This window comes from Caulobacter sp. LjRoot300 (genome assembly GCF_964253875.1).
Lineage (GTDB): Bacteria > Pseudomonadota > Alphaproteobacteria > Caulobacterales > Caulobacteraceae > Caulobacter.
In genome coordinates this window covers 339,888-362,879 of the sequence record NZ_CAXUSA020000003.1, presented here as the reverse complement: position 1 = coordinate 362,879, position 22,992 = coordinate 339,888, and the positions used below count along the sequence as shown (strand labels likewise).

Genomic DNA, 22,992 nt, shown 5'->3' with positions numbered 1-22,992 from the left:
GACCAACGCGCCGGCATCTGGGGCGGACGTTAACGGGTTCTTAAGTCAGAACGCAAGCTTTGTTCTCGTAACGTTCCTGTGGACCGAGGCGGTTATCCCCGGGTTTGAAGGCGGCCCTACTGGGCCGGCATCGCCCCCGGCACCGCCAGGCGGCCGTCGCCGGTGCGCACCAGCGACATGAAGCGGGCCCCCTCGTAGGTGTCGCCCAGATAGATGCCTTCCTTCTGCAGGAAGATGAACTTGCCCTGGTAGGCGCCGGTCATTTCGCGGCTGGGACTGCCCAGGCGCGCGAAGCGCAGGCGCATGCCCTCCAGTTCGGCCGCGCAGAGTTCCAGGCTGGGCACGTTCTGGGCCACCGGGTTGAACTTCAGCGTGCCGTCCTTCTGCTCGATCACATGCAGGCAGACGCCGGCCTGGAACGGAGCCTTGGTCTGTTTCTCGCAACCGGTCAGGCCGAGGGCGGCGGTCGCGGCGACGAGCGAGAGGGCGACGACGGGAAGGCGCATGGTCTTGAGCTCTCTCTAGGCCGACGGGACCGAACAGTTGGGCCCCAGGTCGATGATCGGATGGAAGGTGCGGTTGTCGGACGAGGATTCGACCTTGCCCGGCACCAGGCGGATGGTCTCGTCGCCCCAGCGGCCGTAGGTGGCCCCGCCGGCCTTCTCGCACTTGCCGCTGGAGATCTGCTGGGCGCAGGCGTTGACGGTGATCTCGCCGGGCAGCTTGCGCCACTCGCCGCCCGCGTAGCGCCAGCAGACGGCCAGCGGCGTGCTGGACACGGCCGGGGGCGAGATGGCGGCGGGCGCGGCGGGAGCGGACACGGTCGGCGCCTCGGCGGGCGGCGGCAGCGGCGTCAGCACCAGGCCAGCCTGGTCGGCGGCGGCCAGGGCCCCGGTCTCGTCGACGCCGACGTCCAGGGCGCCGGTCGCCACGCCGTTCTTCTTGGCGCACTCGGCCAGGGTGGTCTCGCCGACGAACTGGCCGCCGACGAAGCAGCGCAGCGGACGGTTGGCGTCAAGCTTGGTGTCGTCGGCTCTTCCCGTCTCGACGATCAGGCCCGAGCGCGAGGCCGGCGGGTCCTCGGTCGGCGGCTTGGCGCCGTGCATCAGGGCCAGGGCGATGCCGAGGCCCGCGACCAGGGCCAGGGCGGCGCCGCCGGCCAGCAACACGCGTCGATCTTTGAGAAGTTCCATGATCCCTGGCTACGACGCGCCGATGACGCTTTCAAGTCCAGGCGCGCAGAAGGCTCGGGAGACCTTCGAAGGATGGCGTTGACGCGCCCTAGCCGCCCCCGGTCAGGCGGTTCAGAGCGGCCTGGTAGTTGGCGATCTGGTTGGTCAGATAGGCCGGGACCGGGCCGTCGACATGGCCGGACGAGGCGGTCGCGTCGGCCCGCTTCACGCCGTTGGCGGTGTCGGCCATCTCGCGGTAGGCGGTGCGCACCGCCGACAGGGCCTTGGTCATGGCGGCCACGGCGGCCTTGCGGCTGACGTCGTCGGTGAGGTCCAGGCCGGTGTCCAGCGAGAAGCCGTAGATCGGGCCCTTGCCGTCGGCCGAGACGGTCTGACCGTGGTCGATCTTGGTGTTGCGCACGACGCCCGGCTTCAACCCCAGCGACTCCAGCACGTCGGTGCCGCCCTTGCCGGGCAGGATCTCGACGGTCGAGGTGGTCTGGGAGGGGCTGATCCGCAGGGTGCGATTGTTGCCGACGCTGCTGAACTCGACCTTGGCCGCATAGCCGGTGGCCTTGCGGATCTTGTCGGCCAGGGTGTCGAGCGTGTCGTTGGCGGCGATCTTGATCGTGGTCAGGGTTCCGCGCGCTCGCGTGCGGACCTGGAAGGTGTCGCCGGCCCGAGCCGAGGTCGCCGAGACGATCTTGTCGGTCTGGGTGAAGTCCATCTTGCCGCGCGGGATGCCGAAAAGGTCCAGCGCGCTGGAGCCGGAGGCGTCGACCGCGATCGAGGTCGCCGTGGCGTAGCCGTCCTTGCCGGTCAGCCGCTGCTCCCAGGTCGCCGCGCCAGTGGCGACGTCGATCTGGGCGACATAGCCGTCCTTGTCGCCGACGGTCGGCAGGCCCGCCAGGTTCTTGCCGGCCGAGCCCACCAGCCAGGCCTGGCCGTTGGAGACGGCTATGCCGGTGACCGTGTCGTCGCCCGTCCCGCCGTAATAGGCCAGGGTGTCCTGGCTCTTGTCGGTCAGGTCCAGGGACAGGCGCGCCACGAAGCCGTCGGAACCACCCGACGCGGCCTTGGTCTTGTTGTTGACGTCCAGCGCCCCATTCGTGGTCGAGCCGCCGATGTAGAGCTGGCCGTTGTCGATCGTCAGGCCGGCGATGTTGCCGCCCTTCAGCGTGCCCAGGTCGCGGGTCGCGCCCGCGGTGAACGTCGCCGCCTTGGTGTAGGTGACCGGCGCGGTGACCCAGACTTCCTTGTCGTTCAGATAGGTGCGGTTCTCGGTCACGACGCTGGTGGCGACGTCGAAGCTGCGAAGCATGGCCTCGCTGCCTTCCTTGCTGGCGACCACCACCTTGCCGCCGTCGACGACGATGCCGGTGACCGTGTCGTCGTTCTCGCTGCCGAAATGGGTGGTGAACAACGCCTTGGGCGTGCCCGAGATGTCGGTGGCGAAACCGGTCAGGTAGCTGTCGTAGCCTCCCGCCGTGGCGCCGGTGGCCGAGCCGGGGATGTCGGACTTGGCGCGGCCGCCCACATAGACCACGCCGTCGTCGCCGAAGGCCACGGCCGTGGCCGCGTCCTCAAGCATGCCGCCGCGGCGGACCGTCCAGGTCTCGTCACCCTTGGCGTCGTAGAGCGTGACGAAGCTGTCGGTCAGCGTGCCGGCCGGGTCGGAATTGATCGGGCCGTTCGTGGCCCCGGAAAGCCCGCCGGCCACCGAGCCGGCGATCGCCACCTGGCCGTCGTCGGAAATGGCCATGTTGTAGCCGGTGGCGGTGTTCGAAGCCCCCAGGGTGCGGGCGTAGAGCAGCTTGCCGGACGAGTCGTATTTCAGCAGGGCGACGTCCTGGTCGCCCTTGATGGTCTGGCTGCTGGTCGCGCCATCGACGTCGGCCAGCACATAGAGCGAGCCGTCGGGCCCGGTCATGGTCTTGTGGACGGTGCTGACCGTGCCTTCCAGCGTATCGGAGAACACCTTGGTCCCCGGCGTGACGCCCGCGCCAGGCCCGTACTTGGTCAGGGTGTTCTCGATCACCGCGTCGTCGGTGGAGGTGTTCTTGTCCGGATCAGGATTGCCGGCCGCCGTGGTGATGTAGACCGCCGGCTTCGGGGCCGGGGCCGAGAAGGTCAGGGTCTCGGTCAGGTCGCCCTTCACCTGCAAGGCGAAATCGTCGCCCGTGGCCGGCAACTTGACGGTCTGGCCGTTGACTGTGGTGGTGCGCTCGGCCCCCACGGTGCGCGAGACCGCGAACTGGGTGTCGAAACCGGCGGCGGCCAACTTGTCGTTGAAGAAACTGACGACGTTGGCCATCGTCCGCTTCGTCGCGCCCATTTCGGACAGGTCCATGGTCACGTCGGTGGCGACGCCGAACTTCTTGATGTTCATCGTGAAGCTGACGGCGCCCTTGAACGTGGGGACCTCATCGTCGATCTGGCCGCTGTAGATCTTGTTGGTGACGTAGGTGTAATTGCTCTTGGGCACGCCGACCGTCGACTTGTCGCTGGTCATGACCGCGCCGGTCGTCAGGCGCATGCCGTCGGTGCTGAGGTTCTGGACGTAGCTGTTGACCTCGTTCAGCCCCTTGCTGAACACCGTCTGCAGCCGCTTGATCTCGCTGTCGGTGACCCCTTTTTCGTCCGACCGGTTGGCGATGGCCGACAGGGTGTTGAGCGCCTGGTAGGCGGCGAACAGCTTCTTGTAGTCGCCGGAGATGGTCGGGGCGGCGGCGACGGCCGCGCCCTCGTCGACGAACTTGCGGCCGTTCAGGGCGGCCTTGACCAGGTCGCTGGGCTCGGTGGCCACGCCGGTCCAGGGCGCGCTGGGCACCGTCTTGGTGGTTGAGGAAGACGAGGACGAGGACGAGGACGAGACGCCGCTGGTCGACGCGGTCGCGTTCGCGGCCAAGCCAGCGGTCTTGGCCTGGTAGTAGCCGAGCAGCAGACTGGAATCGAAAGTGATCACAGCGAGTCCCACCGGGACGCAATACGCCCCTTGAGTCGTTTATCGGCGATGAACGCTGACGTTTCGTTAAGAGGTGTGAAGACGCGCCGGATCAGGCGGCGATCAGGTGGGCGTCCGTGAGAGAGCGCCGGACTTCGCCACGCAGCTCGCGCCACTCCTCGGCCAGTATGCCCAGCAGGACCACGTCGCGCGGCTGGCCGTCCTTGAGGACATGGCCGCGCAGATAGCCTTCGCGCCGGAAGCCGGACGCCGCCTGGGCCTTCAGCGCCGCGTCGTTGTCGGCCATGACCTCGGCGAACACCTTGTGCAGGCCCAGCTCGCCGAAGGCCCGGTCCAGCCCCAGCACCTGGGCGGCGCGACCCACGCCCCTGCCCCGCGCCTCGGCCGAGCCGAGGAACCAGTTCCAGCCCGCCCGGCGGTGATGGCTGAGCAGGCCGGTCAAGGTCAGCAGGCCCGACGCCTCGCCCGAGCGGACGATCATCCAGCCGCGCATGTCGGGATCGGTCCGCAGGGCGTGAAACCATGCGGCATGGGCCTCGCGGCTCGGGAAAGCCGCGTCGGACATCCACCGGTCGACCTCCGGCTCGCCCCGCCATTGGAACAGGACCGCCTCGTCGCCGTCCGTCAGATCGCGAAGCTCGATCATACCGGGTCGATTCTCCCAACGCTGGTGTCGGAAAGTCTAGCGCGCCGGCGGCCTCAGGCCTAGTTGCCGCCGTTGAACAGCGACAGGATGATCTGCGGGGCCTGGTTGGCGATCGACAGCGCCTGGGCGCCGAGCTGCTGCTTGACCTGCAAGGCCTGCAGCCGCGCGCTCTCCTTGGCCATGTCGGCGTCGACGAGGTTGCCCACGCCGGTCTCGAGCACGTCGTTCAGCTTGGAGACGAAGGTGTTGTGGGCGTCGATCTGCTTGGCTTGCGAGCCGATCGAGCCGACCGCCTGGTTCACCCGCGTCATGGTGGTGTCCAGACGGGTCAACACCGCCGCCGCCTGGGTCATGGTGAGGATCTTGTCGGTCGTGGACAGGGTGTTGATCGCACCGCCCAGCGACAGGTTCTGCAGGTTCAGCGTGATGGCCGTCGCGGCGTCGGCGTCGGCCAGGAAGGTGATGTTGGCCGGTTCGCTGCCGTTGAGGATGTTGGCGCCGTCGAAGGTGGCGCTGTTGATCACCTGGGTCAGGTTCTTCAGCAGCCCCTGGAAGTCGGCGTTCAGGGCCGTGCGCGACGAGGTCGACAGCGAGGTGTCCTTAGCGGCGACCACCTTCTCGCGCATCTGGGTCAGCAGGTCGGAGACCGATTCGCCGGCGGCCAGGGCCACGTCGGTGATCGAGGTGGCGCGGTCCAGGCTCATCTTCACGGCGTTCAGGGCCGAGCGGTCGGCGCGCTGGTCCTGGGCGATCGACCAGACGGCGGCGTTGTCCTTGGCGCTGGAGATCGCCAGACCGGTATTGATGCGGGACTGCACGCCCGACATGTCGTCGTTGGTCTTGTTCAGATTTTGCAGGGCGATCAGCGCGGGCTGATTGGTGTTCACGCTCAGCGTCATCACGGTCTCCGAACGGCGGTTCTTGCCAGTTGGGCTCGGGACGCGATTCGGCGGCCGAGCAGGTCGACCGCGAAGATGGGACTGAGGGAGTAAGAATATGGTTAACGCGCGTAAACCATGTTTCGCCTGCGACGCCAGGCCGCGGCGAGCCCGGCCCGAGCCCGGCCGGCTCAGGTCAAGCCGTCGAAGACCTCGCCAGGGTCGTAGTGCTCGGCCTGCTTGAAGCGCAGGACCTCCTCGCGCGGAAACTGCTGCAGGATGTCGCCCGTCCGACGGTCCACCGTCTTGTAGACGTAGGTGCCCGTCTTGCTGTCCTGCTCGATCACCAGGCGCAGGTCCCCTGGCTGGGGACCGTCGGCCAAGGCGGGCTTTTCCGCGGGCGCGGCTTCCCGGGGCGACGACGCAAAAAGGCCGCCCGCGGGATGGCCCGGGACGGTGGACGCGGTGTTCGCGGGGAGCGTGGACGGCTCGGGCATGACGGACGTCAACGCGACTTTGTTTTCCATGACTCCTATCGCGGCCGGTTCGCGGCGGCGCCTCTAGTGGTCCCTTCCCCTGCGCGTGAGCGCGAGAGAAAGGCGGAGGCGGACCCGAAGGCCCGCCCCCTTCTTCGTTCCTATCGGAACAGGCTGAGAATCGACGACGAAGACTGGTTGGCGATCGACAGCGCCTGAATGCCCAGCTGCTGCTTGGTTTGCAGCGACTGCAGCTTGGCGCTTTCCTTGGCCAGGTCGGCGTCGACCAGGTTGCCCACGCCGGCGTCGAGGCTGTCCTGCAGCTTGCCAACGAAGGTCAGGTGGGTGTCCAGGCCCGTCGAACTGGTGCCCAGCGAGGCCAGCTTGTTGGTCGCCGTGCCCAGGGCCTTGCTGACGAGGTCGATCATCGACTTGGCGGTCGCGGCGGTCGTGAACGACGCGTTGGCCGACAGACCGATGCCGACCAGCGACAGGGTCTTGGCGTTGACCGTGAACTGCGAGCCATCCGAATTGGCCAGGAAGGCCAGCTTGGTGGTGGTGCCGTCGGCGATCGAGACGCCGTTGAACTTGGCGTTGGTGACGGCCTTGGTGATCTGGTCGCGCAGCGAGGTGAAGTCCGACTTCAGGGCGTTGAACGAGGCGGTGTTCAACGAGGTGTCGGAAGCGGCCAGGGCCTTTTCCTTCATCTTGCCCAGCAGGTCGGTGACCGTGTCGCCGGCGGCCAGGGCCACGTCGATGGTCGACTGGCCGCGTTGCAGCGAGTCCTTGACGGCGTTCAGGGAGTTGGCGGTGGTCGACTGGTTCTTGGCCATCGCCCAGATCGCGCCGTTGTCCTTGGCGTTGCCGACCTTCTTGCCGGTGTTGATCCGTTGCTGGGTGACCTGAAGCTCGCTGTTGGTGGCGTTCAGGTTTTGCAGGGCGATCATCGCGCCAGCGTTCGTGTTGATGCTATTCAGCGGCATCGCGACAGTTCCTATTCAAGGGTTCCGGCGTCATTTTGACGGCCGGGAGCATTTTGCTCGAGGAACCAGGCAGCAAGGATCGGGCCAAATCTGCCCGGTAGGCAGAAATTGCCAACGCCCTGAAATATCTAGGTTATGGTTTGATTTACCATAAATTCAGCCGGCATTATTTGCCGAGCTTGGCGCGACTGGGAAAATTCTGCCGGGCAAATCCAGGTTGAATTCGGACAATTCAACGAATACGGGACCGCCAAAAAAAGAAATGCCGGACGGCCCTTGGACCGTCCGGCTTTGATCGCTTCTTGAAGCCTAGTCGCCGATCACTTGAACAGCGAAAGGATCGACTGAGGCGTCTGGTTCGCGATCGACAGGGCTTGAACGCCCAGTTGCTGCTTGGTCTGCAGCGATTGCAGCTTGGCGCTTTCCTTGGCCAGGTCCGCATCGACCAGGTTGCCCACACCCGCGTCCAGGCTGTCCTGCAGCTTACCCGTGAAGGTCAGGTGCATGTCCAGGCCCGTGGAGCTGGTGCCCAGGTTCGCCAGCTTGTTCGTCGCCGTCGTCATCGACTTGGTGACGATGTCGATCATCGACTTGGCCGAGGCGGCGGTCGTGAACGACGCGGCGACCGACAGGCCCAGACCGACGAGCGACAGAGTCTTGGCGTTCACCGTGTAGGCGACACCGTCCGAGTTGCTGAGGAACTGCAACTTGGTGGTGGTGCCGTCGACGAGGCTGACGCCGTTGAACTTGGCGTTGGTGACAGCCTTGGTGATCTGGTCGCGCAGCGAGTTGAAATCCGCCTTCAAGGCGTTGAACGAAGCGGTGTTCAGCGAGGTATCGGAAGCGGCCAGGGCCTTTTCCTTCATCTTGCCGAGCAGGTCGGTGACGGTGTCGCCAGCTGCGAGGCCCACGTCGATCGTCGATTGTCCGCGCTGGAGCGAGTCCTTCACGGCGTTCAACGAGCTCGACGTAGCGCTTTGCATCTTGGCCATCGACCAGATCGCGCCGTCGTCCTTGGCGTTGGAGATCTTCTTGCCGGTGTTGATGCGTTGTTGAGTGCTTTGGAGCTCCGAGTTGGTGGCGTTCAGGTTTTGCAGCGCGATCATGGCGCCGGCATTGGTGTTGATCGAGTTCAGCATGGTGTTTCTCGCCATTTTGGGAGGATTGCCCCGGCGTTTTGCCGGTCGGGCGTTTTGCCCGCGAAACCCATCGCAAGCGGCGGGCCACTCGGCGCCACCTCGGTAGTTTTTATAAAATGCTGATTTTTCTCGTAATTTCCTGGACGACCGCCAGATACGAAACCGCCCGGCGAATGCAGAATTCGCCGGGCGGCAGGTTTTACCGGAAAGGTTTGCCGGAGGGGCCAAACGCCCTCCCCGTCTGGGTCAGGCGGCGTCGGCGCGGCCGGCCAGGCCTTGCATGATCATGCGGTTGATCTCGATCAACGGCTCGAAATCCTCCTCCTTGCGCATCACGGCGCTGGAGTGGCGCCCGACCCAGAGGCTGAGCGAGATGATGCTGGCGCGCAGCTGCACCGGCAGCGTGTTCTCCGGCAGCGAGCAGTCGGTCGCCAGGGCCGACCACACGCGGCGGTTCCAGTCCAACGCGTCGATGCGCGTGGCGATGTCGTCGGCCGGAGCCTCGGACGCCGCCATCAGCGCGCGGGTCACCTGACCGAACAGACGGTACTCCATCTCGCGCGGGTTTTCGGTCCGCGTCGCCGTCTGCTGATAGGCCCTAAGAGACATGCCCCAACCTCTGATCTTCGTATTCGATTAGCTTACGGCTCAGCATGAGCGCCTTGTAATACTCGCGCGCCATCACGTGCTTGGAGATGGCGATGCAGTCGCCCAGCACGTCGGGATTGCGCACCACGCCCATGAACTCTGTCAGGCGGGTGGCGAATTCCTCGTACTGACGCTCGGCGGAGGCCTCGTCCAGGTACATCATCATGACCGGGAAATAGATCCGGCGCGCCGGGGTGGTGGCTTCGTCGGGCTGCATGATGTCCTTCTCACGCAGCACGGAGGCCTTGTTCTGGAGCACCAGGACGCCGCGGCGGTCGCCGTTCTGGACCACCGCGCCGTTCAGCACGAATTTCTCGCCGGGTTTCAGCGACAGCTTCAATGGCACAAGGCCGCTCCCTCTTGCATCGCTGCGTCGCCCCACCCGCCGAGATGACGGTTTCGAAGCAGAAGCTAGGCGGAGGCGGTTAACGTCTCCTTGCCAGGCCTGCGACCGTGAGCCGCAGCTTAGGACTCAATTAAGCATACTACCCCAGAGCTACTGCCTCAGACGATGACTCTCTCAAATCGCCAAGGCCTCAATTGATGTCCCGCAGCAGCGCGCCCCAGATTTCGACCAGCGCCATGATCGCGGCCCAGGAATCGGCCGTCCAGCCCGTCCATGCCGGCTTCAGGGATTCGATCGCCGGCGACTCGGCCTCGGCCGCCGCCCTGGCCCGCCTGACCCGCGAGGCTCATGAGCTCCGCAGCGAGCAGGCCGCCAAGCTTCTCGACCAGACGATCCGCGCCATGCAGAAGGGCGACTTCGCCAAGGGCGAGAAGCTGGCGCTGAAGGCCTTGAAGCACGACGACAAGCTGGCCCTGGCCTGGCACGCCCTGGCCATCGCCCGCGAGAAGATCGGCGACTTCGCCAATTCGATGCACTGCTACGAGGCGGCGCTGAAGCTGATGCCCGAGCACGGCGCGGCCGCCGGCGACCTGGGGCGGCTGGCCCTGCGCATGGGCATGGCGGACATCGCCGCCAAGCTGTTCATCCACTATCTGGAATTCCGCCCCGACGACCTGGAGGCCATCAACAATCTGGCCAGCGCCCTTCGCGACCTGAACCGCAACGAAGAGGCCATCGCGATCCTGCGGCCCGCGATCCAGGACCATCCGGAGGTGCCGTTGCTCTGGAACACCCTGGGCACCGTGATGTGCAGCATGGGCGACGCCCGGACGGCCGTCACCTTCCTGGACGAGACGATCCGGCTGGAGCCGACCTACGGCAAGGGCTATCACAACCGCGCCTACGCCAAGCTCGACCTGGGCGACGTCCAAGGCGCCTTGGACGACGGCGAACTGGCCCTGGCCTACACCACCGCGCCCGAAGAGCTGGCGACCATGAGGTTCGGCCGGGCGACCGCCCTGCTGGCGCTGGGCCGGATCGAGGAGGGCTGGAAGGCCTACGAAGCCCGCTTCTCCAAGGACCTGGTCGAAGCTCCCAGGTTCAATATCCCCGCCCCCCGCTGGACACCGGGCCAGCCCCTGGCCGGCAAGCACCTGATGATCTGCGCCGAACAGGGCCTGGGCGACGAGGTGATGTTCTCCAACCTGCTGTCGGACGTCGTCGAGGCCCTGGGTCCGGACGGCAAGCTGTCGCTGGCCGTGGAGCGCCGGCTGATCCCGCTGTTCGAGCGCTCCTTCCCCCAGGCGAGCATCACCGCTCACCGGACGATCGCCTTCGAGGGCCGCATCTATCGCGGCGCGCCGTTCATCGAGGACTGGAGCGGCATCGACCTTTGGGCGCCGATGGGGGCGCTGCTGGAGACCTTCCGGCCCAGCATCGCCTCGTTTCCGAGACGTCCCAGCTTCCTGGCCGCCGATCTCGACCGGGTCGAGCATTGGCGGCGCGTGCTCGAGGACGCGCCCAAGGGCCCCAAGGTCGGCGTGCTGTGGAAGAGCCTCAAGCTGGACGGCGAGCGCGCCCGGCAGTTTTCGCCCTTCCTGCTGTGGCGGCCGGTGTTCGAGACGCCCGGGGTCACCTTCGTCAACATCCAGTACGGCGACTGTTCCGAGGAGATCGCCATGGCCCGCGAAGCGTTCGGGGTGGAGGTCTGGCAGCCGCCGGGCATCGACCTGAAGCAGGACCTCGACGACGTGGCGGCGCTGTGCTGCGCCATGGACCTGGTGGTGGGCTTCTCGAACGCCACGATCAACCTGGCCGGGGCCTGCGGCGCGCCGATCTGGATGCTGGGCGGCGCGGCGGCCTGGCCTCGGCTGGGCCAACCCGACTTCTATCCCTGGTACCCGCAGGCGCGGTGCTTCGTCACGGCCGACTACAACGACTGGAACCCGACCATGCAGGCGGTCGGCGCGGCCCTGCGCGAACGCTTCCCGGCCGGTTGACACGCCTGAGCCGTCGAGCGGCAAGGCCGGACCACGCGGACACCGCATTTCGACGCTAGACGAGCGCCGGTGTTCGGGTTTCAAGATCCCATTCCAACCTCGGATACGCCCTTGCCGCTCGCCATTCTCCAAGCTCGCATGTCGTCGACGCGGCTGCCCGGCAAGGTCTTGGCCGAGGTGGCCGGGGCCCCGATGATCCTGCGGCAGATCGAGCGGCTCCAGCGGGCTGCCCGGCTGAACCGGATCGTGGTCGCCACCTCGGACCAGGCCAGCGACGACTCGTTGGCTGTCTGCCTGATCGCCGCGGGCGTGCCGGTGTTTCGTGGACCACTGGACGACGTTCTGGCGCGCTATATTGGGGCGATGGAGGCTTTCGGACCAGTTCGGACCGTGGTTCGGCTGACGGCCGACTGCCCGCTGGCCGACCCGGAGCTGGTCGACCGGACCCTGGACCTGCACCAGCGTTCGGGCGCCGACTACACCTCCAACACCCCGGCCCGGCGCAGCTTCGCCAAGGGCCTGGACGTCGAGGTCTTCGAATCCGTGGCGCTGAAGATCGCCGCCGACGAGACCGCCGATCCCTACGACCACGAGCACGTCACGCCGTTCCTCTACCGCCATCCCAACCGCTTCAAGGTCGAGGGCCTGGAGCAGGCGGCCGATGAGGGCGACGTGCGCTGGACGGTCGACCGGCCCGACGACCTGGACTTCGTCCGCGCCGTGTACGATGGACTCTACGCCGCCAATCCGGCCTTCACGTCCGACGACGTGCGCGCCTTCGTGCGGAGCCGACCCGACCTGGCCGCCCTGGGGGGAGATCGCCGCGTATGAGCACTCAAACCACCGGCAGCCCCGCCCACGCCGTCGTCCTGCGCGACGTGACCGAGACCGACCGTCAAAGGCTGCTGGACTGGCGCAACAGCCCCGAGGTCGCGGCCTTCATGTATTCCGACCACACGATCGGCCAGGCCGAGCACGACCGCTGGTTCGACGGCATGGCCGGCGACGCCCGCCGGCGCTACTGGGTGATCGAGGTCGACGGCGAGCCGGTGGGCCTGGCCAACCTGGCCGACATCGACGCGCGCAACCGCCGTTGCGCCTGGGCCTACTACCTGGCCAGCCCGTCGGTCCGGGGGCTGGGCGTGGGCTCCTACATCGAGTTCTGGGTCATCGAGTACGTGTTCAAGGTCCTGGGCTTCGACAAGCTGTGGTGCGAGGTGCTGCTGTCCAACGAGGGCGTCTGGAAGCTGCACGAGCGCTACGGCTTCCAGCGCGAGGCCCTGTTCCGTCACCACGTGGTCAAGGACGGCGGGCCGGCCGACGTGGTCGGGCTGGGCCTGCTGGCCCAGGATTGGCCGGCCTGGCGTGAGGCGATGGCCCAGCGTCTGCTGGACAAGGGCTACGCCCTGCCCTTCACCTGATCGACCGACGGAACAATCGTCGCGGACGACGGGTTGAATCCGGGACCGCGAGGGCGCGCCGTCCTCGCTTCTCGAGTTCAGGGAGCCCGCCATGCCCACCGACATCGACTATGACGACCAGGACGGCGCCGAAGCCCTGGACGAGACGAACCTGACCGACGACGGCGAGGACATCGCCAATTTCGACGAGCTGGACGACGTCTATGACGTCACCCAGGCCGACGGCGACGCGGACGAGGATGACGAGGACGACGACCTGCTCGACGACGAGGATCTCGAAGACATCGACGACGACGTCGAGGGCGAACGCGACGACGAGGGCCTGGACATCGAGCGCGAGCCGCTGGCGGCCATCGCCGGCGACGACGAGGACCTTGAGGACTCGGTCTCGGACGACGACGACAGCGCCGCGGACTTCGAATCCACCGAGTTGGCCGATGACGACATAGAGTCGCTGGGCTACGCGAAGGAAAGCTGAGATCTTCAAGACCGGCGGGCCGTTGTCGAAGCTGGATCGCTCGATGCCCGAATCCGCCGGCCGACAGGAGAGCGACCATGCCCGACGCCACGCCAAATGCTCACAGCGACGACCCGGCCGAAGATCTCGAAGACCAACTCGAAGAGGGGCTGGAGGACAGCTTTCCGGCCAGTGACCCGCCTTCGGTCGCCCGCCGGCATCGCAAGCCGTCGTCCGGGCAAACCCAGCCGAATGACGAGGACTGACGATAAGCCGGCTTGATCCGGCGGACCCTTGGTCTGTAGGTTAGCCCTGATTTGAACAACTGTTCGAGGCGGCCCGCCGGAGCCGCCGTCAGGAAACCGAATGAGCTCGCGCTTCGAAGGCACCGCCGACTACGTCGCCACCGACGACCTGAAGGTGGCCGTCAACGCCGCCGTGGCCCTGGAACGTCCCCTGCTGATCAAGGGCGAGCCGGGCACCGGCAAGACGGTCCTGGCCTACGAGGTGGCCAAGGCGATGAACGCGCCCCTGCTGACCTGGCACATCAAGTCGACCACCAAGGCCCAGCAGGGCCTCTACGAATACGACGCGGTGACCCGTCTGCGCGACAGCCAGCTGGGCGACGAGCGGGTCAAGGACGTCCGCAACTACATCAAGAAGGGCAAGCTGTGGGAGGCGTTCGAGGCCCCGGCCCGGCCCGTCCTGCTGATCGACGAGATCGACAAGGCCGACATCGAGTTCCCCAACGACCTGCTGCAGGAACTCGATCGCAACGAGTTCTACGTCTACGAGACCAACGAGACGATCGCGGCCAAGGTGCGGCCGATCATCATCATCACCTCCAACAACGAGAAGGAGCTGCCGGACGCCTTCCTGCGCCGCTGTTTCTTCCACTATATCCGCTTCCCCGAGGAGGCGACGATGCAGGCCATCGTCGACGTGCACTTCCCGGGCATCAAGCAGAAGCTGGTCGCCGAGGCCCTGCGGATCTTCTACGACATGCGCAAGGTGCCGGGCCTGAAGAAGAAGCCGTCGACCTCCGAGCTGCTGGACTGGCTGAAGCTGCTGCTGGTCGAGGACATCGACGAGACCACCCTGCGCGAGAAGGATCCGACCAAGCTGATCCCGCCGCTGCACGGGGCCCTGCTGAAGAACGAGCAGGACGTTCACCTGTTCGAGCGCCTGGCCTTCCTGGCCCGCCGCGAGGGGGCGGGCCTCCGCCCGGGGCAGTAAAGCTCGCCGAAAGATTGTATCTGGACGTCCGCGCCCGGCTCGGCCAACCTCTAGCCGAGTTGGGGGAGCGCGCGACATGAGATCCTGGATCTGGGCGGCCTTGGGCCTGGTCATGACGGCGGCGCCGGCGACGGCGCGCGAGGCTTGCCCGCCGCGACCGCCGGTGCAGGCGATCGCCATGCCGTCGGCCAACATGTCGAGCGATCTGGTCACCCTGATCTCCCTGGGTCCGGCCATCGCCGACAAGGCGCTCCAGCGCAAGGCGCTGCTGAAGGCCAAGCCCAAGTGCGAGGGGGTCGCGCTGGAGGCTGGCGGCGCGACCTATGCGCTCTTCGAGACCGCGGCCGCCTCGCCGGTCCTGGTGGCGCGCACCGCCAATCCCGACGCGCCGGTCTTCTTCGTCGCCCCCTTCGCCGACATGACCGCCGCGGTCATGGCCGAGATCGAGAAGCGCCCCGCGCCTCCGGCCAAGGCCAGCTACGTGCTTGGCGTCTCCACCAAGACGGGCGCTTCGGCCTTGCGACTGTATCCGTCCGTTCCCGACAACCAGACGTTCAAGGCCGACATCACAGCGGCGCTGCTGGGTCGGATCCCGCCGCTGGTCAGCCGCGACGAGCGGACCAAGGCAATCCGGATCAACGTCCAGGCCGACGCCTACGATGGTCCCAAGTCCACTCCCGGGGCGACGCCTCCGCCCGGCACAGGTCCCGGCCCTCCGGCCGTCAGCGCGACGTCGCAGAACGACAGCTTCCGCGACCAGCCGGACGGCGGGGCCCTGCACGCGGCCTCGGGCTTCACCTGCCCCGCCGCGATCGACGGCTTCAAGCGCGACCGCCTGACCGTCTACGACGCCGCCCAGGGCGGCCGCGACGTCAGCTGCGGCTATGCGTCGTCCCCGGCGACGGCCACGGCGACCCTCTACCTGACCAAGCTGCCGGCCCAGTACACCTTGACCCGCGTGTTCGACACCTATGTCGAGCAGGCCAAGGCCCATACCCCGTCGGTGGGCGACGCAGCCGATCCCTACCCCGTGTCCGACGGCGGTCCACGCCGCCAGGGGCGGTTCTGGCGCGACAAGGAAGGCCGCAACGAGGGCCTGTGGCTGGTCCAGATCGGCCCCTGGTTCGCCAAGCTGCGCGTGACCTATGCGGACGCCGACGCCGCGACGGTCCGCCGCCTGGCCGCCGACCTGCTGACGGCGATCGACGCCCAGGTGAAGCCGCCGACCGTATGACGCCGTTACCGCGATTTCATTGGATTTCCGCGCCTTCCCAGCCCAGGTTCGCGCCGAACGGGAGATTCCTCTGATGCGACACCTGCCGCTGACCGCCGCCGCGAGCTTGGCCGCGCTGGTCGCCCTGGCGGCCTGCTCGCCCAAGGTCGAGGTCACGCACAAGGACCGCAAGGGCATGGGCAGGCACGAGCCCTTGCGGGCGATCAGCAAGCTGGATTGCCCCGACAAGCAGGGCGAGCTGACCCGGGTCAGCGCCGCCGCCGACGGCCAGGCCTGCGTCTATGCCGGCCAGAACGCCGAGGTGACCCTCCAGCTGGTGGCCCTGAACGGCGGCGACGCCGAGGCGGCCCTGGCGCCGATCGAGGCCGACCTGAAGACCCTGATGCCGGCCATCAAGTCGCCGCCACCGCCACCGGCGAACGGCAAGCCGCGCGGCGACGGCGCCCGGATCAGCCTGCCCGGCATCCGGATCGACGCCCACGACAAGGGCGCGGACATCAAGATCGGCGGCCTGACGATCAACGCCAACGACGACACGGCCGAGGTCAAGGTCGCCAAGAACGTCACCATCCGCGACGGCGACGCGGCCCGGAAGGTCACTGAGCGCGTCAGCGGCGGCAATTCCAATGTCAGCGTCAAGACCAGCGACGACGAGGAGGGCGACGTCGACATCCACGCCACCGACGAAGGCGCCCAGATCCGCCAGCGCCGGCGCGGCGACGGCGTGCGCGCCACCCTGATCCTGGCCAGCGACAAGGCCGCCAGCGGCTACCGCGTCGTCGGCTACGAGGCCCGCGGCCCCAAGGGCGGCCCGCTGGCCGTGGCCGTGGTCAAGGCCAAGGGCCGCGACGGCAGCGACCACGACATCTTCGAGGACATGAAGACCCTGGTGAGGCGCAATGTGGGGGGGTGATCGTCACTTGCCCCCTACGGGCCTTCGGCCGTCTTCCCCCAGAGGGAGAAGAGCCTGAAGCGCGAGGCTCCGCCCCCTACGGGGGCGGACAGGCGGCGCAGCCGCCAGGTGGGGGCAAGTTCAAACCTCCTCAAACCGGCGTCACCTCCATCACCTTGTAGGTCAGCGGCCGGCCGTCGTCGTCGGTGACGGTGACGTATTCGCCCAGGGCGAAGCGGTGCTGGCCAAGGCGGTGGACCGGCTCGTCGTCCAGTTCGACATCCTCGTCATAGTCGAAGAACCAGCGCTCGCCACGACGGTTCAGCCGGCCGTCGGCCGCGTCCTCGTCCGGCGCGAAGCGGCGCACCACGCACTCGTCCTTGGCCTTGGCGTAGGCGGCCGCGTCCAGGTGGCCGTCCTCGGTCAGCGGCGCGGTCAGGGCGTAGCCGCGGTGATCGTCGCCCCCCGCGAACTCGGTGCCGGGATTGCGGGCCAGACGCATGACGATGCGGGACAGGGACATTTGCACGTCCTCCTTCTTGCTTGGAAAACCAGGGTTTAGTGCGACAGGAACAGTGACGGCCCGTCGCTGTTCAGCAGGCTTCGGGTGGTGCCCCCGAAGATGAACTCCTGCAGGCGCGGGTGGCCGAACGCCCCGGCCACCAGGAAGTCGGCGCCCATCTCCCGGGCCGCCCCCAGCAACAGGGCCGCGGCGTCGTTGCCCGTTCCGTCCAACACCTTGGCCGTGGCCGTGACGCCGCGGGCCGCCAGGAACTCGACCAGCCGCTCCAGGGCGAAGCTGCGCGACGAGGCGCCGGGCGCGCCGGCCACCACCACCTGGGCGGCCTTCTGCAGCAGCGGCAACGAGGTGCGCATGGCCCGGCTGGCCTCCTTGCCGCCGTCCCAGGCGACCATCACGGTCCCGCCGACCTTCAGGCCCGGCCGCGCCACCACCACCGGCCGCTGCTCGTCGGCGATCATCTGCTGGAACGACTCGGCCAGCGGCCCCTTGCCGCGCGCGGCGGCGCTGTCGAAGACGATCACGTCCGACAGCCGGCCCTCCATGGCCAGGCCGGCCCAGACCGGCGAGTCCAGGCTGATCGCCTTGCAGCGTCCGTAGCCCAGCTCGGCCACCAGGCGGTCGACGGCGCGATGGCCCTCGATGGCGGCCTCCTTCAGGCTTTCCAGGGCCGTGACCTGCACGCCGCCCATGAAGCCTTCGCCCATCCACGGCATCAGGTCGGCCATGTCGGCCGGGGCGTGGACACAGGCCAGTTCGGCGTCGAACGCCTCGGCCAGCACCCTGGCCGATTGCAGAAGGCCCCGGTCGGCGGCCGCGCCGGCCAGCGGCGCCATGATTCTCGCCCAGCTCATGATCGATCTCCTGGTCCAGGCATTTCCAAAACGGCGAGGGCGTTTCCTCAGGCTCATTTCCACAGCCAAAGGCCGGCCCCTCATTGATCTTTGTCAATCGATGGGCCAGTCCAGACAGGGTCAGGCCTGCACCTTCACCGTAAGGAACGATCTCGTGGCCAAAGGGCTGCATAAAACTCCGCCCCGGGCGTGGCAGCGCATGCTGTCGGGACGCAGGCTGGACCTGCTGGACCCCTCGCCGATGGACATCGAGATCGAGGACATCGCCCACGGCCTGGCCCGGGTGGCGCGCTGGAACGGCCAGACCACCGGCGAGCACGGCTTCTCGGTGGCCCAGCACAGCGTGGTGGTCGAGGAGATCGCCGCCCACATCAGGCCCGATCTCGAGCCGAAATGGCGGCTGGCCGCCCTGCTGCACGACGCCAGCGAGTATGTGATCGGCGACATGATCAGCCCGTTCAAGGCCGCGCTGGGCGTCAGCTACAAGGATTTCGAGGCCCGGCTGGAGGACGCCATCCACATCCGCTTCGGCCTGCCGCCGAAGACGCCGCCGGCGGTCAAGAAGCTGATCAAGTCGGCCGACCGGGCCTGCGCCTTCTTCGAGGCCACCCAGCTGGCCGGGTTCGAGCACGCCGAGTCCCTGGCGATCTTCGGCGCGCCGCCGGCCGGCTACGATCTGAAGATCCTGCCCCTGCCGCCGTTCGAGGCCCAGGCCCGCTACGTCCAGCGCTTTCACGTGCTGTCGCGCGCCGCCGGCTTCGAGTCCGCGCCCGGCGCGGCGTTCGAGACCGAATGACCGGGTCCAGACCGACATCGGTCGTCATCGGCCTGTCGGCGGTGGTGGTGGCCATCCGCGACGGCGAAGCCGTGGTCCTGACCGTCCGGCCGCACGACGCGGTCACCGACGTCGCCAGCCCCCTGCCCGGCCTGCCGTTCGGCCCGTTCGACCCGGCCGGCCACCGCACCTTCGAGCTGGGCCTGCGGGCCTTCGTCACCGAGCAGACCCGCTTCCAGCTCGGCTATGTGGAGCAGCTCTACACCTTCGGCGACGAGGGCCGCGACGCGCCGCGCGCCGAGATGGGGGCCGGGGCGGCGCGGGTCGTCTCGGTCGGCTATCTGGGCCTGACCCCCACCGCCGTCGAGACCCGGGCCCCCGACACCGCCTGGGCCCCGTGGTCGGCCTTCTTCCCGTGGGAGGACTGGCGCCACGGCCGCCCCGCCCTGCTGGACGAGGCCATCGCCCCGGCCCTGCGCCGCTGGGCCGGCGACGACGTCGGCAAGGGGTCGCGCGCGCGCCTGGCCTTCGCCCTGGACGGCGCGCCCTGGAACGAGGAACGGGTGCTGGAGCGCTACGAGCTGCTCTACGAGGCGGGCCTGGCCCCCGAGGCCGCTCGCGACCGGGCCCGGGCCGAGGGCCACGACCCGGCCGAGCCCGCCGCCCTGTCGGCCGCCCTGGGCGAGCCGATGATCTCGGATCACCGCCGCATCCTGGCCACCGGCCTGTCGCGGCTGCGCGGCAAGATCAAGTACCGCCCGGTGGTGTTCGAGCTGATGCCGGCCGAGTTCACCCTCTCGGCCCTGCAGCGCACGGTCGAGGCCATCGCCGGGGTGCCGCTGCACAAGCAGAACTTCCGCCGGGTGGTCGAGCGCGAGGACCTGGTCGAGGGCCTGGGCCGCCAGGACGCCGACACCGGCGGCCGCCCGGCCGAGCTGTTCCGCTTCCGCCGCGAGATCCTGGCCGCGCGGCCAGCGACGGGGCTGAGCCTGCCGCTGCTGCGGGATTAGACTGCGTGGATGAAGCCCGATCCTTGGGCTTGCGTCAGACCGTTCATCGCTAGGCCTCACCCTCCGCCCGATCGTCGCCGCCCGCGCGCTCCGCCTCCCGCGCGGCCCGGGCCGCCGCCATCAACTTCAACCGAGGGCGGATATCGCGACGCAGATAGTCCATGCGCGCGGCCGTGCGCCCGCTGTCGTCGTCCATCGGATCGGGGCCGCCGCGGACGGGCGGACGAGCGGCCCTTAGGCGGGCGCGAGTCTTGGATCGGGGCATGTCGTCTCCTCTTGAAGGCACGGCCTGGCCGCCTCACGCGGCGGGCCGCTGAAGTTCGGGGAGGGACGCGGAGCGCCGGGCCAGGCCCGGAAGCTTTGTAGACAATACCGTTTCGACCAGGACCGACGCTCCGCGCGGTCGTTATCCGGGAGCAAGCGGCGGTCGGCGCTGTTGACGCCTCGCCGCTCGAAGCCCCCGACGGGCGGGCCGGGCTTGCGTCGCCCGGTCCCGGACCGCCTGCGTCACCGCAAGCCTGTCGCCCTCTTCGGCCCCTCGTCCAACGCCGTATCCGTGTTCCGGGCTCGGCCAGCACCAGATGGACGAAAGTCGCGGCCCCTCGCGGAGCCGCCGCCGACGAGCACGCCCGCTCGACCGCCCCCAAGGCCGCGAAGGTCGCAGGCCTTAGCGCCCTCCCCATCGCCTTGTGGTGCAGCGATTATGCGCCGGCGCGGGAGGGGGAGGATAAGTGATGTTGGGGCGTTGAATTTCCTGGAGAAACACGCTTGGAGCGGAGGGGACAAGTTTTTTGCGGCGTCTTGCGCGAGGTGGTATCTCGCCCGCGGCGGCGAGGCCGCGCCTTAAAACCTTGTAGGCGAGCCTGCTCTGGCGTCTGGCCGAGTCAAGGACCGCCTCCGGCGGCCGCGTCGCGGCGACGCGGCGCGTCGTCCTTGACCCGGCCAGAAGCCAGAGCTCCGATCCTACAAGGGTTTGAAGCGTGGCCGCATCCGACGAGCGGATGCGGGCTTGCGCCGAGCGGACGTTCTGAAAGTCTCAGAAGGGTGGATTGCCGACCTTCCAAGCGAGCTTCACAATGCGCACATGACAAAGGCGGGCTGGACAGAGATCAAGAGGTTGCAGGGGCAGGAACCGCATCGGCACGCAGTTATCTTGCGGGGGCCGCACGGCATGTACCGCTTCGACGTGCTTCGTTGGCGCAAATACTACGAGCCTTCCGAGGAAGACGACGGTCCCATGGACGGCGGCTGGTGGGATTGCGAGCACCAGTCAGGGCTTCACGACACGCTAGAGGGAGCTGAGGCGGAAGCGTGCTCATCTCTACCGTGGCTACGGGCCTAAGGTCCGCTCAGGGTCGAAAGCGCCTCTGGGGCACTACCAGAAAGTTGACCTTGGCGACGGCGCTCCAGGCGCGATTTCGGACAGGTCGTGCGTCCTTCGAGGCCCGCTGCGCGGGCGCCTCAGGATGAGGAGCGTTGTGCTGAATTCCTCACCCTGAGGTGCGTGCTCCTGAGCGCGCCTCGAAGGACGCAAGGCGCTTGAGAAGTCCGCAATGGGTCGGGTTCGGAATTTGGCGCCGTCGCCGAAAGCAGCCGTTGGGCCTGGCGCTCAGTGCGGACGCCGGGAAGGTCAGCTCGGGGTGGAAACGCGACCGTCTTCCGTCCGCCATGGCCCTCGCCGCCATCGTGCTTGTCTGGCTATGAGGAATGAGTCCTGAGCCTAAGGGGCGTCATGAGCCCCCAGCATGGTGGACGCAGACAGTTCAGGCGCAACAACGGCGAGGTCGTAGCCACTGATGAGCGCGCGCCATTCAGGCGTCAGGGCTTCCAGATCGGCGCTGCGCAAACGGCGCAGATCCACCAGGAACCAGTCGCCTGGCGGCGTGGCCGACGGGCGGGCCAGCATCACCTCCTTGGACCAGTCGCTGTCCTTGCCCGTCGTCGCATCGAAGTTGTGCACGGCCATTTGGCGGCCGACCCCGTTGTATCCGGCTTGCACGCCTCTCGCGCCGGTGACGACGATATGGAGGGACTTCACGCCCTCTCCGTCTGCACGTTCAGCGACGAAATTGCCCAGGTCGCGCTGGCCGAGTGGATTGTAGCCCTTGTAGAGATGGTAGGCGCCGAACTTCATCAGTAGGCGTGCCTGCGGCGCCTCGGCAAAATGAGTCACCAGCGTCCGCTTCATCAGCCGCGCCCTGCGCCCGTTCGGATCGCCGCTACGGGACTGCGAGGCCTGATAGATGGCGCGTGTTTCGCGCAAGGCGGCGAACAGCGCCTTGGCCCGGTCGCCGCCGTCCTGGTCGATGGCTCTCCCCGCCTGGTCCAGCGTCGCATCGGCAGCCTTGAGCAGGAACAGGTCCATGGGTGAACCGGAGGTGAGCGCGGCCTGCGTCGCCGTTCGCTCCTGCTCCGCCAGCGCTTCGATCCGGGCGCGGGCGAGCGGCCCTGGACCGGCCGCCAGCATCTGTTCGAACAAATAGCCGCTCGCGCCCAAGAACTCCTGGTCCAGCCCCCACAGCTTGAAATCCGGCCCGGCGACACCCGCGCAATCGGCCGCCGTCTGACCCTCGTCGCGGCTGTTGAGGAAGGCCATGGCGTCGGGATGGGAGCGCATGAAGTCAGAAATCTGCTGTTCCCGGTCCGGCGCTCTCAGCCGTGCGTTGACCGCTCCGGCGGCCTCCGGCCCGATCTCGATGACCATGGCCGTCAGGCCGCCGGGCGCCATCAATCGACAGACGTTCGTGGTGAAGGCGGGGATCTCGCGCGAATGATGGCTCTCGCCGATGAGGACGTAGCGGCTGGCGTCTATAGCGTCCGATAGTATCGCGGCTCCCGGACCCGAGAAGCCCTCCGGCCGCACGGTTAGCGGCGCCCCTGCCTGCGCCAGCTGGTCCGCGAACGAGAGCGACGCAACGGGCTCGGCGTGGGCGGAAGCCGCGCACAGGCTTGCGAGCGCCAAGGCCGCCGCCATCGATTTCAGCTTCATATCAATCACCCCTGTCATGTGAAGCGTCCTTGCGGTGATCTCCGAAAACCACAAAGTTAAATCGTGATCACAAGTCTCCTCGCGGCCTGAAATCGGGCGCACCGAATGAATGCGAAGGACCGAAGGCAGTCTTCGCCTGGTGGGTTGAATGCGGTCGTTGGGGCGGAATAGGCCCGCGCCGCAATCGTGGTTCTGGCCATGAGCAATGAGTCCTGAGCCTAACGTCCACTCAGGGTCGTGAGCGCCTCTGGGGGCACTACCAGAAAGTTGACCTTGGCGACGGCGCTCCAGGCGCGATTTCGGACAGGTCGTGCGTCCTTCGGGGCCCGCTGCGCGGGCGCCTCAGGATGA

The 22,992-nt window shown here is 67.7% G+C and carries 23 protein-coding genes and 1 pseudogene; 10 read left to right on the top strand and 14 right to left on the bottom strand.

Translation table 11 applies throughout. The features are described 5' to 3' along the window. Positions 1–116 precede the first annotated feature (116 nt). The 10 genes from ACSQ2G_RS11840 to flbT form a co-directional block, all read right to left on the bottom strand. On the bottom strand, positions 117–506 hold the full coding sequence (locus ACSQ2G_RS11840) for a hypothetical protein (RefSeq protein ID WP_436031056.1): 390 nt from the start codon (positions 504–506) through the stop codon (positions 117–119). Between the two features lie 15 nt (positions 507–521). Continuing rightward, a complete protein-coding gene (locus tag ACSQ2G_RS11835; protein WP_310079221.1) occupies positions 522–1,193 on the bottom strand; it encodes a hypothetical protein in 672 nt (223 codons plus the stop codon). An 88-nt stretch (positions 1,194–1,281) separates the two neighbouring features. Further along, the gene (locus ACSQ2G_RS11830) at positions 1,282–4,137 is read right to left on the bottom strand and encodes a hypothetical protein (RefSeq protein ID WP_436031054.1); all 2,856 of its coding nucleotides are present in this window, start codon (positions 4,135–4,137) and stop codon (positions 1,282–1,284) included. A gap of 91 nt (positions 4,138–4,228) precedes the next feature. Beyond that, entirely contained in the window at positions 4,229–4,783 is a 555-nt protein-coding gene (locus tag ACSQ2G_RS11825; protein ID WP_310079223.1) for a GNAT family N-acetyltransferase, read from the bottom strand. A gap of 59 nt (positions 4,784–4,842) precedes the next feature. Then, the gene (locus tag ACSQ2G_RS11820) at positions 4,843–5,682 is read right to left on the bottom strand and encodes a flagellin (RefSeq protein WP_436031052.1); all 840 of its coding nucleotides are present in this window, start codon (positions 5,680–5,682) and stop codon (positions 4,843–4,845) included. Positions 5,683–5,852: 170 nt separating this feature from the next. Beyond that, the gene (locus ACSQ2G_RS11815) at positions 5,853–6,044 is read right to left on the bottom strand and encodes a hypothetical protein (RefSeq protein ID WP_436031050.1); all 192 of its coding nucleotides are present in this window, start codon (positions 6,042–6,044) and stop codon (positions 5,853–5,855) included. A 254-nt stretch (positions 6,045–6,298) separates the two neighbouring features. Beyond that, positions 6,299–7,120, bottom strand: a complete 822-nt coding sequence (locus ACSQ2G_RS11810; RefSeq protein WP_310079226.1) for a flagellin — start codon at positions 7,118–7,120, stop codon at positions 6,299–6,301. A 320-nt stretch (positions 7,121–7,440) separates the two neighbouring features. Beyond that, positions 7,441–8,259, bottom strand: coding sequence for a flagellin (locus ACSQ2G_RS11805; RefSeq protein ID WP_310079227.1), 819 nt, complete (start codon positions 8,257–8,259; stop codon positions 7,441–7,443). Positions 8,260–8,505: 246 nt separating this feature from the next. Next, the gene (gene flaF / locus ACSQ2G_RS11800; protein WP_012286916.1) at positions 8,506–8,868 is read right to left on the bottom strand and encodes a flagellar biosynthesis regulator FlaF; all 363 of its coding nucleotides are present in this window, start codon (positions 8,866–8,868) and stop codon (positions 8,506–8,508) included. Beyond that, the gene (gene flbT / locus ACSQ2G_RS11795; RefSeq protein ID WP_436031047.1) at positions 8,858–9,253 is read right to left on the bottom strand and encodes a flagellar biosynthesis repressor FlbT; all 396 of its coding nucleotides are present in this window, start codon (positions 9,251–9,253) and stop codon (positions 8,858–8,860) included. The genes flaF and flbT overlap by 11 nt, the downstream gene beginning before the upstream one ends. A 197-nt stretch (positions 9,254–9,450) precedes the next feature. Here flbT and ACSQ2G_RS11790 point away from each other — a divergent pair, with 197 nt between their 5' ends. The 8 genes from ACSQ2G_RS11790 to ACSQ2G_RS11755 all read left to right on the top strand — a co-directional run bounded on the left by ACSQ2G_RS11790 (position 9,451) and on the right by ACSQ2G_RS11755 (position 16,514). Next, entirely contained in the window at positions 9,451–11,253 is a 1,803-nt protein-coding gene (locus ACSQ2G_RS11790; protein ID WP_436031045.1) for a tetratricopeptide repeat protein, read from the top strand. Positions 11,254–11,364: 111 nt separating this feature from the next. Further along, entirely contained in the window at positions 11,365–12,084 is a 720-nt protein-coding gene (locus ACSQ2G_RS11785) for a cytidylyltransferase domain-containing protein (protein ID WP_436031043.1), read from the top strand. Then, on the top strand, positions 12,081–12,674 hold the full coding sequence (gene pseH / locus ACSQ2G_RS11780; RefSeq protein WP_436031042.1) for a UDP-4-amino-4,6-dideoxy-N-acetyl-beta-L-altrosamine N-acetyltransferase: 594 nt from the start codon (positions 12,081–12,083) through the stop codon (positions 12,672–12,674). Before ACSQ2G_RS11785 ends, pseH begins: the two co-directional genes overlap by 4 nt. Before the next feature lie 91 nt (positions 12,675–12,765). Next, complete coding sequence (locus tag ACSQ2G_RS11775) at positions 12,766–13,152, top strand: primosomal protein (protein WP_436031040.1); 387 nt, start codon at positions 12,766–12,768, stop codon at positions 13,150–13,152. A gap of 77 nt (positions 13,153–13,229) precedes the next feature. Next, complete coding sequence (locus ACSQ2G_RS11770) at positions 13,230–13,397, top strand: hypothetical protein (protein WP_436031038.1); 168 nt, start codon at positions 13,230–13,232, stop codon at positions 13,395–13,397. A gap of 100 nt (positions 13,398–13,497) precedes the next feature. Next, a complete protein-coding gene (locus ACSQ2G_RS11765; protein ID WP_436031036.1) occupies positions 13,498–14,367 on the top strand; it encodes an AAA family ATPase in 870 nt (289 codons plus the stop codon). Between the two features lie 76 nt (positions 14,368–14,443). Beyond that, a complete protein-coding gene (locus ACSQ2G_RS11760) occupies positions 14,444–15,601 on the top strand; it encodes a hypothetical protein (protein WP_436031034.1) in 1,158 nt (385 codons plus the stop codon). A gap of 73 nt (positions 15,602–15,674) precedes the next feature. Then, entirely contained in the window at positions 15,675–16,514 is an 840-nt protein-coding gene (locus tag ACSQ2G_RS11755) for a hypothetical protein (protein WP_436031032.1), read from the top strand. Between the two features lie 130 nt (positions 16,515–16,644). Here the strand turns inward: ACSQ2G_RS11755 and ACSQ2G_RS11750 are convergent, their stop codons facing one another. Together ACSQ2G_RS11750 and ACSQ2G_RS11745 are read right to left on the bottom strand one after the other, a co-directional pair. Next, on the bottom strand, positions 16,645–17,016 hold the full coding sequence (locus ACSQ2G_RS11750; protein WP_310079238.1) for a hypothetical protein: 372 nt from the start codon (positions 17,014–17,016) through the stop codon (positions 16,645–16,647). A gap of 35 nt (positions 17,017–17,051) precedes the next feature. After that, positions 17,052–17,867: a universal stress protein gene (locus ACSQ2G_RS11745; RefSeq protein WP_436031030.1), complete on the bottom strand. Its 816-nt coding sequence runs from the start codon at positions 17,865–17,867 to the stop codon at positions 17,052–17,054. Positions 17,868–18,021: 154 nt separating this feature from the next. Between ACSQ2G_RS11745 and ACSQ2G_RS11740 the strand changes: the two genes are divergently transcribed. Both ACSQ2G_RS11740 and ACSQ2G_RS11735 read left to right on the top strand, forming a co-directional pair. After that, positions 18,022–18,663: an HD family hydrolase gene (locus ACSQ2G_RS11740; protein WP_310079240.1), complete on the top strand. Its 642-nt coding sequence runs from the start codon at positions 18,022–18,024 to the stop codon at positions 18,661–18,663. Beyond that, positions 18,629–19,652: pseudogene (locus ACSQ2G_RS11735) on the top strand (NUDIX hydrolase); the annotation flags it as partial. The gene ACSQ2G_RS11740 and the pseudogene ACSQ2G_RS11735, both read left to right, overlap by 35 nt. Positions 19,653–19,701: 49 nt before the next feature. Here the strand turns inward: ACSQ2G_RS11735 and ACSQ2G_RS11730 are convergent. Both ACSQ2G_RS11730 and ACSQ2G_RS11725 read right to left on the bottom strand, forming a co-directional pair. Beyond that, positions 19,702–19,848, bottom strand: a complete 147-nt coding sequence (locus ACSQ2G_RS11730; protein WP_436031029.1) for a hypothetical protein — start codon at positions 19,846–19,848, stop codon at positions 19,702–19,704. Between the two features lie 1,524 nt (positions 19,849–21,372). Continuing rightward, entirely contained in the window at positions 21,373–22,659 is a 1,287-nt protein-coding gene (locus tag ACSQ2G_RS11725) for a hypothetical protein (RefSeq protein WP_436031027.1), read from the bottom strand. Positions 22,660–22,992: the final 333 nt, after the last annotated feature.

What these genes read in the sequence shown, in the direction of transcription:
- ACSQ2G_RS11775 (WP_436031040.1), top strand. Translation starts at nt 12,766, where the DNA reads ATGCCCACCGACATCGACTATGACGACCAGGACGGCGCCGAAGCCCTG.
- ACSQ2G_RS11725 (WP_436031027.1), bottom strand. Translation starts at nt 22,659, where the DNA reads ATGACAGGGGTGATTGATATGAAGCTGAAATCGATGGCGGCGGCCTTG.
- ACSQ2G_RS11840 (WP_436031056.1), bottom strand. Translation starts at nt 506, where the DNA reads ATGCGCCTTCCCGTCGTCGCCCTCTCGCTCGTCGCCGCGACCGCCGCC.
- ACSQ2G_RS11805 (WP_310079227.1), bottom strand. Translation starts at nt 8,259, where the DNA reads ATGCTGAACTCGATCAACACCAATGCCGGCGCCATGATCGCGCTGCAA.
- ACSQ2G_RS11750 (WP_310079238.1), bottom strand. Translation starts at nt 17,016, where the DNA reads ATGTCCCTGTCCCGCATCGTCATGCGTCTGGCCCGCAATCCCGGCACC.
- ACSQ2G_RS11765 (WP_436031036.1), top strand. Translation starts at nt 13,498, where the DNA reads ATGAGCTCGCGCTTCGAAGGCACCGCCGACTACGTCGCCACCGACGAC.
- ACSQ2G_RS11835 (WP_310079221.1), bottom strand. Translation starts at nt 1,193, where the DNA reads ATGGAACTTCTCAAAGATCGACGCGTGTTGCTGGCCGGCGGCGCCGCC.
- ACSQ2G_RS11810 (WP_310079226.1), bottom strand. Translation starts at nt 7,120, where the DNA reads ATGCCGCTGAATAGCATCAACACGAACGCTGGCGCGATGATCGCCCTG.
- pseH (WP_436031042.1), top strand. Translation starts at nt 12,081, where the DNA reads ATGAGCACTCAAACCACCGGCAGCCCCGCCCACGCCGTCGTCCTGCGC.
- ACSQ2G_RS11820 (WP_436031052.1), bottom strand. Translation starts at nt 5,682, where the DNA reads ATGACGCTGAGCGTGAACACCAATCAGCCCGCGCTGATCGCCCTGCAA.
- ACSQ2G_RS11770 (WP_436031038.1), top strand. Translation starts at nt 13,230, where the DNA reads ATGCCCGACGCCACGCCAAATGCTCACAGCGACGACCCGGCCGAAGAT.
- ACSQ2G_RS11755 (WP_436031032.1), top strand. Translation starts at nt 15,675, where the DNA reads ATGCGACACCTGCCGCTGACCGCCGCCGCGAGCTTGGCCGCGCTGGTC.
- ACSQ2G_RS11730 (WP_436031029.1), bottom strand. Translation starts at nt 19,848, where the DNA reads ATGGACGACGACAGCGGGCGCACGGCCGCGCGCATGGACTATCTGCGT.
- flaF (WP_012286916.1), bottom strand. Translation starts at nt 8,868, where the DNA reads ATGTCTCTTAGGGCCTATCAGCAGACGGCGACGCGGACCGAAAACCCG.
- ACSQ2G_RS11790 (WP_436031045.1), top strand. Translation starts at nt 9,451, where the DNA reads ATGTCCCGCAGCAGCGCGCCCCAGATTTCGACCAGCGCCATGATCGCG.
- ACSQ2G_RS11825 (WP_310079223.1), bottom strand. Translation starts at nt 4,783, where the DNA reads ATGATCGAGCTTCGCGATCTGACGGACGGCGACGAGGCGGTCCTGTTC.
- ACSQ2G_RS11745 (WP_436031030.1), bottom strand. Translation starts at nt 17,867, where the DNA reads ATGAGCTGGGCGAGAATCATGGCGCCGCTGGCCGGCGCGGCCGCCGAC.
- ACSQ2G_RS11760 (WP_436031034.1), top strand. Translation starts at nt 14,444, where the DNA reads ATGAGATCCTGGATCTGGGCGGCCTTGGGCCTGGTCATGACGGCGGCG.